This is a genomic window from Butyricicoccus porcorum, assembly GCF_051246315.1.
Classification (GTDB): Bacteria; Bacillota; Clostridia; order Oscillospirales; family Butyricicoccaceae; genus Butyricicoccus_A; species Butyricicoccus_A porcorum.
This window is the reverse complement of record NZ_CP178353.1, coordinates 2,067,989-2,083,025: the sequence shown is the minus strand read 5'-3', so window position 1 is coordinate 2,083,025 and position 15,037 is coordinate 2,067,989. Positions and strand designations below refer to the sequence as shown.

At 49.5% G+C, this 15,037-nt stretch carries 14 protein-coding genes and 1 pseudogene; 6 read left to right on the top strand and 9 right to left on the bottom strand.

Annotated features, from left to right (window positions below):
- Positions 1-54 precede the first annotated feature (54 nt).
- Positions 55-1,002, bottom strand: coding sequence for an AraC family transcriptional regulator (locus tag ACLM7Z_RS10285; protein WP_087021691.1), 948 nt, complete (start codon positions 1,000-1,002; stop codon positions 55-57).
- Between the two features lie 183 nt (positions 1,003-1,185).
- Between ACLM7Z_RS10285 and ACLM7Z_RS10280 the strand changes: the two genes are divergently transcribed.
- Positions 1,186-1,797 carry an AAA family ATPase gene (locus tag ACLM7Z_RS10280; RefSeq protein WP_087021694.1) on the top strand — a complete coding sequence of 204 codons (612 nt, stop codon included), beginning with the start codon at positions 1,186-1,188 and terminating at the stop codon, positions 1,795-1,797.
- 101 nt (positions 1,798-1,898) lie between these two features.
- On the opposite strand, the pseudogene ACLM7Z_RS10275 reads toward ACLM7Z_RS10280, so the two are convergent.
- A pseudogene (locus ACLM7Z_RS10275) lies at positions 1,899-2,222 on the bottom strand (transposase); the annotation flags it as partial.
- Between the two features lie 111 nt (positions 2,223-2,333).
- Here ACLM7Z_RS10275 and ACLM7Z_RS10270 point away from each other — a divergent pair.
- Positions 2,334-3,490 (top strand): IS3 family transposase gene (locus ACLM7Z_RS10270; protein WP_087018148.1). Its coding sequence is split into 2 segments (ribosomal slippage): positions 2,334-2,598 and positions 2,598-3,490, totalling 1,158 coding nucleotides; the frame shifts between segments, so codons are not numbered across the junction.
- 58 nt (positions 3,491-3,548) lie between these two features.
- On the opposite strand, the gene ACLM7Z_RS10265 is transcribed toward ACLM7Z_RS10270, so the two are convergent.
- From ACLM7Z_RS10265 to ACLM7Z_RS10255, 3 genes are read right to left on the bottom strand one after another with little or no spacing between them, the layout of a single operon-like run.
- Entirely contained in the window at positions 3,549-4,250 is a 702-nt protein-coding gene (locus tag ACLM7Z_RS10265; protein WP_087021702.1) for a M48 family metallopeptidase, read from the bottom strand.
- A complete protein-coding gene (locus ACLM7Z_RS10260) occupies positions 4,228-5,010 on the bottom strand; it encodes a YibE/F family protein (protein ID WP_273349025.1) in 783 nt (260 codons plus the stop codon). Before ACLM7Z_RS10260 ends, ACLM7Z_RS10265 begins: the two co-directional genes overlap by 23 nt.
- Positions 5,003-6,121, bottom strand: a complete 1,119-nt coding sequence (locus tag ACLM7Z_RS10255; RefSeq protein ID WP_087021708.1) for a YibE/F family protein — start codon at positions 6,119-6,121, stop codon at positions 5,003-5,005. Before ACLM7Z_RS10255 ends, ACLM7Z_RS10260 begins: the two co-directional genes overlap by 8 nt.
- 151 nt (positions 6,122-6,272) lie before the next feature.
- Between ACLM7Z_RS10255 and ACLM7Z_RS10250 the strand changes: the two genes are divergently transcribed.
- Positions 6,273-6,518, top strand: a complete 246-nt coding sequence (locus tag ACLM7Z_RS10250) for a heavy-metal-associated domain-containing protein (protein WP_087021710.1) — start codon at positions 6,273-6,275, stop codon at positions 6,516-6,518.
- Between the two features lie 107 nt (positions 6,519-6,625).
- Here the strand turns inward: ACLM7Z_RS10250 and mnmA are convergent, their stop codons facing one another.
- From mnmA to ACLM7Z_RS10230, 4 genes are all read right to left on the bottom strand, one after another.
- Positions 6,626-7,699 carry a tRNA 2-thiouridine(34) synthase MnmA gene (gene mnmA / locus ACLM7Z_RS10245; protein WP_435644986.1) on the bottom strand — a complete coding sequence of 358 codons (1,074 nt, stop codon included), beginning with the start codon at positions 7,697-7,699 and terminating at the stop codon, positions 6,626-6,628.
- Positions 7,700-7,769: 70 nt separating this feature from the next.
- Positions 7,770-8,681: a quinolinate synthase NadA gene (gene nadA, locus ACLM7Z_RS10240; RefSeq protein WP_435644985.1), complete on the bottom strand. Its 912-nt coding sequence runs from the start codon at positions 8,679-8,681 to the stop codon at positions 7,770-7,772.
- Positions 8,682-8,847: 166 nt separating this feature from the next.
- A complete protein-coding gene (gene abc-f, locus ACLM7Z_RS10235) occupies positions 8,848-10,329 on the bottom strand; it encodes a ribosomal protection-like ABC-F family protein (protein WP_087021712.1) in 1,482 nt (493 codons plus the stop codon).
- A gap of 257 nt (positions 10,330-10,586) precedes the next feature.
- On the bottom strand, positions 10,587-11,510 hold the full coding sequence (locus ACLM7Z_RS10230) for a calcium/sodium antiporter (protein WP_087021713.1): 924 nt from the start codon (positions 11,508-11,510) through the stop codon (positions 10,587-10,589).
- 577 nt (positions 11,511-12,087) lie between these two features.
- Between ACLM7Z_RS10230 and ACLM7Z_RS10225 the strand changes: the two genes are divergently transcribed.
- From ACLM7Z_RS10225 to ACLM7Z_RS10215, 3 genes are all read left to right on the top strand, one after another.
- On the top strand, positions 12,088-13,332 hold the full coding sequence (locus ACLM7Z_RS10225; RefSeq protein ID WP_435644984.1) for an NYN domain-containing protein: 1,245 nt from the start codon (positions 12,088-12,090) through the stop codon (positions 13,330-13,332).
- A gap of 3 nt (positions 13,333-13,335) precedes the next feature.
- Positions 13,336-14,145, top strand: coding sequence for a (deoxy)nucleoside triphosphate pyrophosphohydrolase (locus ACLM7Z_RS10220; RefSeq protein WP_087021715.1), 810 nt, complete (start codon positions 13,336-13,338; stop codon positions 14,143-14,145).
- 100 nt (positions 14,146-14,245) lie between these two features.
- Positions 14,246-15,004, top strand: a complete 759-nt coding sequence (locus ACLM7Z_RS10215; RefSeq protein WP_087021716.1) for an EFR1 family ferrodoxin — start codon at positions 14,246-14,248, stop codon at positions 15,002-15,004.
- Positions 15,005-15,037 lie beyond the last annotated feature (33 nt).

Sequence of the window (15,037 nt, the reverse complement as noted above, 5' to 3'; positions counted from 1 at the left end):
ACTTTCAGGCACAAAAAATGCCGGAGGCGGTTTCGTCCTCCGGCTACGGTCGTATTATATCCTGCTCGGTGAGCATCCCATGATCTTTTTAAACAGTCGGGAAAAGTAATTAAAATCGTAAATCCCGACCTGCTCCGCCGCCTCGCGGATGGTCATTTTATCCTTCTGCATGTATTCGCAGGCGCGCAGGATGCGCAGGCGGTTGAGATAGGAAACCGGTGACAACCCTGTGATTTCCTTGAATATTTTCCGGAAATGATTCGGGCTGAAACAATAGTTCTGCGCGACCTCATTGAAATCCAGTGCTTCATCCAGATGCTCCTCCATGTACATCAGAACCTCTGCGATTGCCTTTTGATTGGACTTCGAGCACACATGATATTTCTCATTCTGACGCGCCATTGCTTTTTTCAGCTCGAGCAAAATAACCTCCAGATATTTCTGCTTCATCAGCACACCCAGTCCGTCAGGATTTTCCTGCTCCTCAATGCCATGCTGTAAAACCAGATTGACAAAGGAAAATTCCATCGGACTCAGGTGAATCACGCCCTGCTTGCTGTTGTTCAGCTCATAGCCGACATGAAGCTGGCTGTCCTGATAAAATCTTTCCCGTTCGTTCAGTCGATCCTGCCAGGTGCGGACATCTTCATGGAGAGAAAGATCCGGCACATGTAAAAATGGTTCGCCCGCCCGCAGCTCTTCTGCAACCTTCGCTTCCAGTGCATCCAGCTGGAATTGACAGTTATAAATCACAGTCTCCCCATGCAGTGAGAATCCATGTGGCTGGTGCTCCGTCACAATGACTGCGTCGCCCTGAATCAGCAACGTCTCTGTCCCGTTGTACATGTGGCGGCACGAGCCGCGTCCGACAAAGAGCAGCTCATAATATCCATGCTGATGCATGCCCACAGACCGGCAGTCTGTCCAGCATTCAAACGCAATATTTGAGCCATCCCTGGAATACATGTCAAAATAAGGATATTCCGCCGATTCTTTTTTCATAGTTCCACTCCAATTTAAACAACAGGCCGCTTCAAATTATGCCATCTATTATAACACCGCACCGCATCTTTTGTCCATCGCCGGAGCCTACTGCCTGAATCTGAATAAGAAAGGAATAAATGTTAAATCTAACGCCAGTGTAGCACATTTTATAGTATAATAAAAAAGAAAGAAGGTGCTGCTATGAAGAATCGAATGCTTATCACCATCAGCCGACAATTTGGAAGCGGTGGACGTGAAATCGGTGGACTGCTGGCCAAAGAGCTGGAGCTGCCACTGTTCGACAAAGACGCAATTGCACAGGCCATGAGGGATTATGGCATTTATGCACGCATTATGAGCGAAGAACGCCCCTCCCCTACCAACAGCCTGCTGTTTTCTATCGCAGCAAATATGTATCCACTCGGACAGCATGGGTTGTCATTTGAACAGCAGGTCGGCCTTGCGGAAGAGGAAACCATGCGCAATCTGGCAAAGGAAGGACCGTGCGTGTTTATTGGGCGCGCCGCTGATGCAGTTTTTGTCGATGACCCTGGACGCATCAGCTTTTTCATTCATGCACCGCTACAGTGGCGGGCAGTGCGTGTGGCGCAGCAATATCATCTGAGTGAATCCAAGGCAAAGAGCCTGACACAGCAGATGGACAAAAAGCGTGCATCCTATTATACAGAACGCACAGACAACAAATGGGCAGAGGCACAAACCTATCACCTCTCGATTGACAGCAGCCTGTTGGGCACCGAAGGAACCGTGCAGCAGATGCTTTCTTTTGTCCGTGCCGTACAGGACAGATAGCTTCATATGTATCTAAAAAGCGGAATGATGGCGAAATAAAACCGTTGAGGTGACCCCTCAAAGTTAGACTTTTTTCGAGACGGCTTTGGCCGTCTCGTTTTTTATGCAGCTAAAAGATGGAGCCTATATTGGACAGGACTCCTCCATCCTAACTTTTCTTTGATTCTTCGCTCATTGTAATATTTTATAAATCGTTCTATTTCAAATTTTAATTCATCAAAGCTATAGTAAACAACACCATAGTATATCTCTTGTTTAAGCAATCCAAAGAAGTTTTCCATTACAGAGTTATCAAGACAATTTCCTTTTCTAGACATACTCTGAAATATTCGTTCTGATTTTAATCTGTGTGAATATGCCTTCATCTGGTAAGCCCAACCTTGATCAGAATGAAAGGTTCTTCTGTACGGACAATCAGAAGTGATTTCTATGCATTTTTCTAAAGCATCCATTACATTCTTTGCAGAAGGTGTTGTGATATAATATAGTTGTAACACCTCGACCTAATAGGATATAATCTTAGGAGGAAACGAGGTATGTCACAAATGAGTAAACACTATGAACCAGAATTCAAGAAGAAGATAGTTCGTCTTCATCTTGAGGAGGGAAGAACCCTCAAAGGGCTTGCTGCCGAATATGGTGTATCCAAGGCAAGTATATCTATCTGGATCAAGCAGTTCCGCAAAGAATGCCAAACAAATGAAGAAGCCAAAGCTGATTATGATTACATGAAGGAGAATCTGCAATTGAAAAAGCAGTTGGCAGAACTTCAGAAGGAAAATGACTTCCTAAAAAAAGCGGCGGCATTCTTTGCGAAGGAAATCGATTAGCGGCTTATCGATTTATTCAGCAGTATGGGCACAAATATGGTGTCCGTTGGTTGTTGAAAAGACTGAATATCTTACCAAATGCTTATTATAATTTTCTGAAAAACAGAAAATGTGATTATCATAAGCATAAGGACAAAATCAAGCGTGAAATTGTGAATATATACCACTCTCACAACGGCACAGATGGTTACAGAACCATGCATGCTTATCTCCTTCGCAGAGGATATAACATCAGTCGCATAACTGTCCATAAATACATGAATACAGAGCTTCAGTTATTCTCAATTGTAAGGAAACGCAAGCCGGACTATGAATACGGTGCACCTCATAAAGTGTTTGAGAATAAGCTCCATCAGGATTTTAAGGCAGAATCCATTAACCAGAAATGGTGCACTGATTTTACCTGTTTATTTTTAACGAATGGCAGCAAACGTTATAATTGCACGATTATTGATCTATATGACAGAAGCGTTATTGCCAGCATTACCGACAAACACATAACCGCAGAGCTTGCAAAAAGGACCCTGCAGAAAGCAATTGATTCCCAGCCGGGCTTAGATCCCAGCTGCCTGATTCTTCACTCGGATCAGGGAAGCCAGTATACCTCAAAGGAATTCACAGAATACTGCGAATCAGTTGGTATAACGCAAAGTATGAGCAAGGCTGGATATCCATACGATAATGCCCCTATGGAGCGATATTACAACACTCTCAAGAATGAATTGATAAATCATCATTACTATCATTCTGAGAAAGAATTATATACATCCATCGAAGAATTTGCGTATGTCCATTATAACCATGAACGACCGCATTCTTATAATAATTACAAAACGCCTTTCGAGGCACGCTACGGGGCGTAAAACCTATGCAGTAAAAATCAGGTCAAAGTGTTACAAAAAAGCTTGACCACAACACACGTCATTCTGCTTTTTCTTTTTGATTTAGGCGCGCCCGGCGCTCCGGCCAGTCCGGTAGGAATTTCGTCATGAGCTTCCAAAACCGTTCACTGTGGCTCGCCTCCAGCAGATGGCACAGCTCATGCACCACGACATATTCCACGCATTCCAGCGGCCGCTCTGCCAACGCGAGATTCAGCCAGATGCGGTGCGCGCTGTAATTACAGGTGCCCCATCTGGTTTTCATACGTTTGATGTGCCATTCTCTCACCTGTACGTGCATCACCGGCGCCCAGTGTGCGAGCAAATCGCCCGCCACCTCGCGCAATTGTTCCCGCTGCCAGCGCCAAACCAGCTGTTCGCGCTGTTCACAGGTGCTTTTGACGGATGCCGTCAGCACAAGGCAATTCCCTGTTCGCCGCACACCGCAATCCCGTCGTGTTTCCGTCTCGTGCACCTCCAGTGAGCAGGGCTCCCCGAATACAAATATCTGTTCGCCGGTCTCATACCGGCGCGGGACATGCCGCGCACGCACAAGGCGTTGTTGTCTGACAATCCAATCCATGTGTGCGTGTACAAATACGCGCACCGCCCGGTCACTGGTATGTGCCGGAACAGACAGATGCACGCGCCCGTCCGGCGCCTTGACATACAGGTTCAATGATTTGATGTTCTTGCGGACAACCGTGACGGAAATCCCGTCAATTTCCATTTGCTTTGTCATCCAACCTGCCTTCCTTCCGTTTGAGTTCCACCGTCATGGCAAACGCTGCAAGCGGAATTGCCGCAATGCAGCCCAGTCCTGCCACACCGGAAAACAGGAAAACCTGATACAACGCCTTGGAGTTGAGAAAATACCCGAAAGAATAGCCCCAGTAGCACACGATGTGAAACAACAGCAGCGATTCTCCCACACAGGAGAAAAACAACGTATTGATTGTAGTGGATAGGATTTCCCTGCCGATGTTGAGCCCGGAGGCAAACAGCTGTGACGACAGCAACGTCGGATTGTTTCGATGCACCTCATAGACGGCCGACGTCACCGCGACAGCGGCATCCTTTACCGCGCCCAGCAGTCCGAGCAGGATCACGCCAATTTCAACCTGATACATGGACAGGCTGACATTTCCGTCAAGGAACAGGCCGTCATCGAGGTTAATCTTCACTTCGCTGTAGCCGCCCGCATGTCCTGCGCGGCACAGCAGCAAGCCAATGACAAATGTCACCAGCAAAACTACGAGAATGACCAGAAACGAGACACGCGTTTTCAGATTGTTGCCATTTTGATAGAACAAAATCAGAACAGTCAGCAGAATACCCGCCGCCGCACTGACCGCCAATGGATTCGCACCATATACAATAGCGAGGACAACTCCCGCTAAGACAGCCATATTCATCAGAATGGTCAAAAATGCCTGCAAACCGCGGTCATGCCCAATGAGAAACATAAGCGCCAACAGGATAATGCCCAATATCTTAACCATGCTGCGCCCCCTTCCGTCGATTTGTCCAGAGCTTCAGCACCAGCTGGGAAATCGGCACAGCAAGCACCAGACCGATGGAACCGACCAGAAAACGCACCAGCTCAAATGACAGCACATATTCCCAGACGAAAGATACGGTCAGATTGTTGCGCAGCATAAGCAGCATTTCCGGCAGTCCACCACAAATATAGGTGAAAAACAGGACATTGACCATCGTGCCCATAATATCGTCGGATACCGCACGCACCGAATCGCGCAGCTGTTCATAGGAAAGATCCGGATTGTGCATCAACAGCTCATCTGCTGTGGAAATCAGCGAAATGGCGACATCCATGACCGCGCCCAAACCACCGACCATGATTTCGCAGAAGAACAGCGCGCTCAGGTCATCCGGTACAACAGCATATTCCAGCATCTGATATTGCAGTGCAGGTGTGTAGGCGCGAACAACCAGAAAAATCCCTGCTGTGGCAGCAATCGACAGCAGCGTGACCGCAATGGCGAGCACTGAGCGCCGGTTCCAGCCGTTTGCGATAAGCAGGGAAAGTATGGTGAACAACAAAATGAGCACGCCTGTCAGTGCAAAAATATTCCAGCCATCCAGATAGCAGCGCAACGCGATGGTCAGCAGCGCGATATTAAACAGCAAAGACAGGGTTGCGAGCAGACCGGAGGCACCCGCGACCGCAAGCATGCCGAGCAGCAATGCCGCCGCAAGCAGATAAATCAGCGTGTCACGCTTCTGACCAATGATTTTTCCGATTTCCCCATTGCCGCCCGGTTCGACAAACAGTTTATCGCCAACCCGATAGCATTCATCACGCACGCCGGAATCGGTGTACTGGTTAGACAGCCGGATGGTTTCCCCTGCCCGTGTGCCATTTGTGAGCCGCGCGGCAATCGTCTGTACATAATAGTTTTCATTTCCGATGCTCACGCCGCTCTGTGTCTCGGTGTGTTCGGTCTGGATTTCTGTAATGACCGCAATGGTACTGGTATACCATGCATCGTCGTGATCGACAACAACATAGCCGGCCACAGCGCACAGAAAAAGGATTGTCAGCAGGATCGCCTGTCTGCGCTGCGAAGCCGACGCATTTGGCCGCGCCAACGCCCGGCTGCCCGGAATTTTCGTAACAATTCCTCCTCAAATCAGTGTTAATCTGTTTTTATTCTATGGTCTTCCCTATCAAATGTCAAGGCATGTCCTGCCGGTATAAAACAATATCCTGCCGTCCATACTTTCCGTGAGGTGATTTCAGATGTCAAAAAACAGTGCCTATTTCTCCGTTTCCTCCCTGAACGGAATGCATGACCTGAAGCGCATCCGGCAGGAGATCGACCGGACATGCGATGGTGTTCTTTCTGTTGCCGTCGGTCTCGACCGCAATGTGGTTACGATTGATTTCGATGACACCGGCGTAACCCCACAGAAGCTGCGCGACTGTCTGACCAATATGGGAATGCATGTCACCGGTGCACGCATCGAATACCATTCGATGCAATAAGGGCAGGACAGACGGCAAAAAGAAAGCCGAGTCATTGCCCGGCTGAACCAGCTGTCCCCTGTTGCCGCATGCGCCCGGCACAGGGGACAGTTTCTTTCTCTTTCGCGTTAAAATGCAATTGTTCCGCCGCCGATGACAACATCGCCGTCATACCATACAGTCGCCTGTCCCGGCGAAATGGCACGCTGTGGCTGGTCAAATTCTACTATAACCCGTCCAGTCTCACTCGGGAACAGCATGGCAGGCTGTCCCTCCTGACCATAGCGAATTTTTGCCTGTACACGCATTGGTCTGGTCAACTGCTCCACAGCAATCCAGTTGCAATCCTCCGCTGTCAGGCGGCGGGAAAACAGTGCCTCCTTTGTGCCGATGGTCACAGTATTGTGTGCCGCATCCTTGGCGCAGACATAATGTGGCTCAGGAAAGGCAAAGCCCAGTCCCTTGCGCTGTCCGACCGTATAATGCACCAGCCCGCGGTGCGTACCGATGCAGTTCCCCTCCGCATCGAGAAACGCACCCGGCTCAGGGGGATTTCCTGTCGTACGCTGAATAAATGCAGCATAATCGCCATCCGGCACAAAGCAGATATCCTGACTGTCCGGCTTGTCGGCATTGCGCAGCGAGGCGCGTTCTGCCAGCGCGCGTGTCTGCTGCTTCGTCAGTTCACCCAGCGGAAATTTGACGCGCGCCAGCTGCTGCTGTGTCATACTGTACAGCACATAGCTCTGATCCTTATGCTGGTCGCATGCCGTTTTGAGCAGGATGCGTTCGCATGCGTGATCGTATTCGATGCGCGCATAATGCCCGGTTGCAATGCGCCAACAGCCAACATCCTCCGCACGGCGCAGAAGCGCATCGAATTTGACATATCGATTGCAGTCGATGCACGGATTTGGCGTCTGGCCACAGGCATATCCCGCAATGAACCGATCAATGACCTGCCGGTGGAACGTATCTCCCATATTGAATACATAGTGCTCAATGCCCAGTCGGCTGCACACGCTGCGCGCGTCCGAAATATCGTCCGCAGAACAGCATGAGCGCGTGGATTTTCCCAAATCGCCCTGATCGTACAGCGCCATTGTCACACCCGCGACATCATAGCCCTGTTCCAGCAGCAACAGCGCGCTTGCCGAGCTATCCACACCGCCGCTCATGGCAGCGAGTATTTTTTCCTTCAATTTGCACACTCCCTCAGAGAAACAGCCCTGCCTTTGTCAAAAAAGCAGAGCTGTCGCATATCTTTCAAATTTAGCCGAGACGAATCATTTCATCGATGCAGCGCTTTGCCGCAAGACGGGTTTCCTCGTCCATCCGGATTTCCTCACCTGCGCGACCCTGAAGCACATGCAGTACATCGACCAGCGTGGTGGACTTCATATTGGGACAGATGAGTTTTTTGCTCAACGGATAGAATTCCTTTTTCGGACAGTCATACTGCAAATGCTCAGCGATGCTAATCTCCGTGCCAATAATGAATTCCTTCGCATCGGATGCCTTTGCATATTCCATAATAGCAGAGGTCGAACCGACGAAATCCGCCTGATTCACAACAGCCGGGACACATTCCGGGTGGACAAGCAGCAGCGCATCCGAGTGCTGCGCACGCGCCTTCTCAACATCCTTCGCCGTGACTGCGGCATGAATCGGGCAGCCACCCTGCAACAGCTTGATTTCCTTTTCCGGCACCTGATCCGCGACATACTGACCGAGATTGCAGTCCGGGATAAAGACAATTTTATCACTCTCGAGCTTTTTGACAATCTTGACCGCAGAAGACGAAGTCACACAGACATCACAGATGGTCTTCAGTTCTGCGGTGGTATTGATGTACGCGACCACCGTGTAATCCGGATTGGCGCGTTTCCACATGGAGATCAAATCGCGATCCATCTGCTCCGCCATCGGACATCCGGCGATGGGATTGGCAAGATAAACGGTCTTCTCCGGTGAAAGGATTTTTACCGTCTCCGCCATAAAGCGCACGCCGCACATAATAACGGTTTTCTGCGGTGCAGTGGTTGCCTTGACGCTCAGCTGATAAGAATCGCCGACGAAGTCGGCGACCTCCGCAATTTCTCTCGCCTGATAGCTGTGTGCCAGAATACAAACGTCCTGCTCCTTCTTTAAGCGCAGAATCTCGTCCTGAATTTCTCTAATCATAATTGTGTCATACTCCTGCTGTACAGATAAATTCAAAGAATTTATTATTCCTATCGGTTTAATATGTTTATCAGCCAAAAGAATACCATGTTTGCGGTCTCCTGTCAAGAGCTCCGACATAATTTTATCAAAAACCGACCTCCCACTCGCGGTGGGAGGTCATTTTTCACACCAGCTCGACAGTCCGTGCAGCGACCGCATCGCAAAAGGCGCGGTCATGCTCGACAAGCAGCATCGTCGGGCGATATTGTTTCAACAGCTCTTCGATCTGAATGCGGGAATCGATATCAATATAATTGAGCGGTTCATCCCATAAATACAGATGTGCCTGCTCACACAAGCTGGCAGCAAGCAGAACCTTCTTCTTCTGACCCGCACTGTAAGTGCGCATATCTTGTTCAAACAGGGTACGGGAAAAATCCAGCTTGCGCAGAATGGTATAAAACAGGCTGCGGTCAATGCCGCGCTGACAGGCAAACGACTCCAGCCCGCCGGTCAGGAACGAGGTATCCTGCGGAACATAAGAAATGCGCAGCCCGCTGCCGATGTACAGCCTGCCGGAATAATCAACCGGCGCACCACACAGCAGCTTCAGCAGACTGCTCTTCCCGGCACCATTTTTTCCGACCAGCGCGACGCAGTCGCCGCGCGAAATGGTGAGGTCGACCGGACAACAGATATCCCGACCGTCGTATCGAATGCTCACCTGTTTCAGCTCCGCAAGCGTTTCCACACAATACCGCAACGGCGACAGCCGGAGCGGGGGCGCCTGTTCCATATTGTGCAGCAGCTGGGATTTTTCATCAATCGCTGCCTGCTGCCGCGCCTCAATTGCTTTGGAGCGTTTCATCATTTTGGCCGATCTGTGCCCGATATATCCGGTATCCGGCCGCAAACCGGAATTGCGCGTGCCACGCTTGGTTTTTTCCATTTTGTCCGACCAGTTCGAGGTGCGCGCGGCGGCAGCTTCCAGCCGACTGATATCCTTCCGCAGTTTTCTGTCCTGCGAGCGCTCAAACTGTTCCTGCCTTTGCCGATTTTCATTCCATGACGAATAATTTCCGCGCTGAATTTTCACTCCGGTGCGCTCAAATGACAGAATATGGTCGACACATCCATCCAGAAACGCGCGGTCATGTGAAACCAGCAGGAAACCGTGCTTGCGCCGCAAATATCGGCTGACAACCTCACGGGCATGGCGGTCCAGATGGTTGGTCGGCTCATCAATCAGCAGAAAATGATCCTCGCGCAGGAACAGTGCCGCAAGCAAAACCTTTGTCTGTTCGCCGCCAGACAGTGCGGCAAACGGGCGTTCCAGTACATCCGGAGATACCTCAAGCAAATTGAGTTCACGCTCCAACTGCCATTCCTCTCCCGCCGGAACGAATGTCTGTATCAGCTGCGCAGTCGGTCTCCCTGGATTGTCTACCGGAAATGGAAAATAATCGCACGCGACATTCATATAGATACCACCGCTGTATGCAAAATCCCCGTGCAGCAGACGCAGAAAGGTCGTCTTTCCGCGCCCGTTTCTTCCGATCACACCTGTTTTCCAATCAGTATCCAGCTGCATGCTCAATCCATCAAAAACAGGCTCTGCATTTCCTTCATGTGTAAAGGTAAGATGATCTGTTTGAATCAATGACATGTATTTCTTCCTCCATACATCAAAAATGGGCTACAGGAATGGTATCCTGTAGCCCAAACGCACGTATGCCATCAAGCAGAGCAAATACAAGCTGTCACATTCCCGCAGCGGCACGACAAACACACCCGGCAGAGACAAACCCTGTCGGTTCACAGTGCCGTATTTTCATTAGCAGGAAAAATGACGCAATGGTATTCACTCCCATCCAGATTTTATCGGTTCTGATTGTAACAGATCGGTTTTCTCCTGTCAAGCCGTCATGCCAGCAGATACACGAAATATGCGGCATAGCCCAGCAGCATGAGGACACCGACCGGCCTGCGCAGCTCTTTGGTGCGGAAGGTTCCCAGCCACAGCAGAACGCCGGCTGCAATTGCCACAAGCGCATCAATGACAAACGCAGACGCAAATACAACCGGTGTAATCAGTGCAGTAGTGCCAATGACAAACAGCATATTGAAGAGGTTGCTGCCGACAATGTTGCCGATTGCGATGCCCGCATTGCCTCGGCGTGCCGCCGTCACCGAGGTGACCAGCTCCGGCAGCGAAGTTCCAAGGGCGACAATGGTCAAACCGATAAAGCGTTCGCTCAAACCGATCATACGTGCAATGCCGGTGGCGCCATCGACAGCAAAATCACTGCCCAGCACAACAATCACACCGCCAACAACAATAAAAAGCAGACATTTTGCGATGCGCATCGGCGCATGTGCAGGCTCATCCTCTGCCACGCCCTTCTTAGACAGATAGAACAGATATGCCAGATAAATGAGAAACAGCACCCACAGCATTACGCCCTCAATCAATGTGATCTCATTGCCGGTTAAGCCCATGGCAATCATCACAACCGTGACAAACAACATATACGGGATTTCAACCTTGAGCGTCGATTTCTGAATTGCGACATTGGTAATCACCGCCGTAACGCCGAGAATGACCAGTACATTCATGATATTACTGCCGACGACATTGCCGACTGTAATACCCGCATTGCCCTTCAGAGCAGCCGTAATACTGACCGCAGCTTCCGGCATGCTGGTTCCCATCGCCACAATAGTAAGACCGATAACGAGCTGTGGAATACCGAATTTTGCCGCAAGCGATGCAGCACCCTCTACAAACCAGTCAGCGCCCTTTACCAGCATAACAAATCCGACAACGAGCAGCACAAAATTTAACATATTTCTTTTCTCCTTCCAGATAGCAGATGGCAGCAGAGGATAAAAAAATCGAGACCTCTGCTGTGAATACAACAAAAGTCTCGCCGTTTAGTCACTCTCCGGGCCTCAAAAGACCGTATTGACGAAAAGTAAACGTCCGCACCGGACGCCAGCTACTCCCTTTTTACGTTATTATAATCAGATTTTGTCGGCTTGTCAACGGCAGAGAACAAAAAGAACCGGAAAAGATATCAATCTGACACAGTCAGGCAAACAATCCGTTTCTTCGGATTATCTCGTCTGTCCGCGCTGTGTGAAGGGGTTTGATCCCCCCTTGAGACGTGGAAAATCGTGCTATTCGTTCAAATATGATTGAAATTTTTCTCTGGCCACGATACAATAGAACTACTATGGATACCGAAAAACAGAAAGGATGAAATCAATGACCACGACACCCGTTCCAATCCATCCTGAAGAGGAAAAACCAACTTATTTCTGTACAAAAAGCACAACCAATACCTATACACTCATTTCTACCATAGCTTTTTTAATTGGCGTCCCGCAGCATACCTTTGAAAATGAGCATGAGCCGCCGCAATTGGAAATATATGACAAACTGAAATATAATAAAAACGCCTGTATTATTCGTAATTTATGCATGCTGCGCACAGCAATTATCCGCAATTTTAAAAAGATCAATCACGAAATGTACCATAATTTCCGCCTGTTGACTTCGCTGGATGAATACATTCCCATGTCCTGTCTGACCGAGCTGAGCGCCTGCGGCATCCATATTTTAAAGAAAAACGCACGGCTCGCGCAATATATTGTAGACATCAATAAAAATATTTCTGATCGAATCAATAACTGTAAAAATCTATTTCCGCTCTGGCTCGACTGGAATTATGTGCGCGATATTTTTATCATGCCCAATGGACTGAAAGAAGACGGGACGAAGGCAGCTTCCGACCTGTATTACGCTGAAAAAGGCAATTATCCGTATCAGGTCTATCTCAACTGGGTGTTCTTTCCGAGTGATGGTAATATCCTGTTTAACGACAAAAAATTCACATCGCTGCTGTACAAATGGCATGAAGACGAATTCACCGATTTCAACCGTGTTTCCAACGTCGATCATTCAGTTAAAACCAATATTTTCCGTTTTCTTGAGGAAAGTCAGAACACAGTCATTGCTGTCGACTGCGAAAATTCAGATCCATATGATCTGTGTGCAACACTGAACAATCTGGAAGATGAGCTGCGCGATAAGATCAGCAAAATCATGCTGTTTGACGATGTACATACCTCCACTGCCTGGCAGGTGCTCGCAGAACACACAGAAATCCCGATTGAACGCATTGAGGTTAAGCGCCTCAAGGATGACAAATCGCTGGTCGATACGCATCTGACCGTCGGCGTCTGCCGTGAGTTTTATGCCAACCATGTCGACTCATTTGTGTTGGTCGCAAGCGATTCAGATTACTGGAGTCTGATTTCCACCTTACCGGAAGCGCGCTATCTCGTCATGGTGGAACATGAAAAGTGCAGTGAAAAGCTCAAAGAAGCGCTGGATGAAAACGGCATTTTCTACTGTTATATCGACGATTTCTATTCCGGCATGGGCAAGGATATCAAGCTGACCGCTCTGCTGACCGAAATGAAACGCTACCTTGCCGCACATATCGACCTGAATGTCAACCAGATGATGGACGAAATGTACCGCTCCACCCGTGCTGTCATGTCGGAAACGGAAAAGCACCAGTTCTATGAAAAATATATCAAATCTCTTTCCCTCGCCATCGACAACGACGGAATGGTTTCCATTCAGATCAAAGGGAAATAAGCCATGATTTACACAGAACAAACCAGACGGGCGATGAAGCTCGCCTATACCGCACATCATGAACAAACAGATCGGAGTGGCCTGCCCTATATCCACCATGTTCTCCATGTCGCGGAACAGATGACCGATGAGGTGTCCACAGTGGCCGCTCTGCTGCATGACACCGTGGAGGATACCCCGCTCACGCTGGATGACCTGAGGGAAAACGGCTTCCTGCCGGAAGCCATTGAAGCCGTGCGCCAGCTGACGCACGACCCTTCTGTTGCCTATCTGGACTACATTCGCACGCTGCGTGACAATCCCATTGCAGTCGCTGTAAAGCTTGCTGATCTCGCACACAACAGTGATCTGTCTCGGCTCGAACACATCACCGGGCAGGATCGACAACGAGTCGAAACATACCGGCAGGCCATTCAGATTCTGAAAACGACTGAAGTGGTCGCGGCGCTCCTCTGGGATGCAGATCGGTTCCTGATCTGCCAGCGCCCGCCGCACAAGGCGCGCGGTCTGCTGTGGGAATTTGTCGGCGGAAAGATCGAGCCTGGTGAAACCGGGCAGCAGGCACTGGTGCGCGAATGCCGCGAAGAACTCGGCATCACCGTTTCCGTCGGCGATGTCTTTATGGACGTCACACATCAGTATCCCGACCTCACGGTACACCTGACGCTGTTCCATGCGCGCATTGCCGCAGGCACACCGCAGCTGCTGGAACACAACGCGCTTCAGTGGATCACGCCGCAGGAAATCGACCGGTATCCATTCTGCCCGGCAGATGTCGCCATATTGGAACGGATCCGACAGGAATATCTGTAAAGCAACTTCCTGTCTTTACAAAACAGCAGCGCATGGTGTATGATTTTTGCAGACAGCGAATGTCCGGCTATCACTCGCTGAACGAAGGAAGGGAATTTACGTGATCTTTTATTTTTCGGCAACCGGAAACTCAAAATATGTCGCAAATCGACTCGCACGTGCACTGGACAGTGAAATCGTTTCCATTGTCGACTGTCTGAAAAATGGCAGGCTTTCATTTGAAATCCAGACAGACGAACGGGTTGGATTTGTATTTCCCACATATGCATGGGGACTTCCGTCTGTAGCCCAGGAATTTATGCAGCGCATGGAGCTGCATACAAACGGAAGTGCATATTTTTACTTTGTTGCGACGTTTGGTACGACACCGGGTACCATCGGCTATACAGCAAACCAGCAGCTGTACGCGCGCACGGGTCGAAAATTTGACGCCCGTTTCGGCGTGAAGATGCCGGATACCTGGACACCGATGTTTGACCTGTCAGACAAAGAAAAGGTGCAGCAGATCAATGACCGCGCAGAGCCACAGATTGACCGCATCATCCAGAGAGCCCGGCATTATACCGGTGGAAATTATTTAAAATCCAGAGTACCGCGGTTTCTCATTCCAATTTTTGAAAAATACTACGATTATATGCGGAAAACCAGCCATTTTACCGTAGAATCGTCCTGTATTGGTTGTGGCCTGTGCGAACAGAACTGTCCGGCAGACGCAATCCGACTCGAAAACGGAACGCCGGTCTGGACAACAGACAGGTGTGCCATGTGCCTCGGCTGCCTGCACCGCTGTCCACACTTTGCGATCCAGTACGGAAAAAACACGCAAAAACACGGGCAGTATCTCAACCCGCATACATAACAAAATCCGGGCCGTCGGCTTCGCCGCTGACAG

Coding starts and splice junctions, on each gene's coding strand:
- ACLM7Z_RS10220 (WP_087021715.1), top strand. CDS start 13,336: ATGATTTACACAGAACAAACCAGACGGGCGATGAAGCTCGCCTATACC.
- ACLM7Z_RS10250 (WP_087021710.1), top strand. CDS start 6,273: ATGTCAAAAAACAGTGCCTATTTCTCCGTTTCCTCCCTGAACGGAATG.
- ACLM7Z_RS10260 (WP_273349025.1), bottom strand. CDS start 5,010: ATGGTTAAGATATTGGGCATTATCCTGTTGGCGCTTATGTTTCTCATT.
- abc-f (WP_087021712.1), bottom strand. CDS start 10,329: ATGTCATTGATTCAAACAGATCATCTTACCTTTACACATGAAGGAAAT.
- ACLM7Z_RS10285 (WP_087021691.1), bottom strand. CDS start 1,002: ATGAAAAAAGAATCGGCGGAATATCCTTATTTTGACATGTATTCCAGG.
- ACLM7Z_RS10280 (WP_087021694.1), top strand. CDS start 1,186: ATGAAGAATCGAATGCTTATCACCATCAGCCGACAATTTGGAAGCGGT.
- nadA (WP_435644985.1), bottom strand. CDS start 8,681: ATGATTAGAGAAATTCAGGACGAGATTCTGCGCTTAAAGAAGGAGCAG.
- ACLM7Z_RS10265 (WP_087021702.1), bottom strand. CDS start 4,250: ATGACAAAGCAAATGGAAATTGACGGGATTTCCGTCACGGTTGTCCGC.
- ACLM7Z_RS10230 (WP_087021713.1), bottom strand. CDS start 11,510: ATGTTAAATTTTGTGCTGCTCGTTGTCGGATTTGTTATGCTGGTAAAG.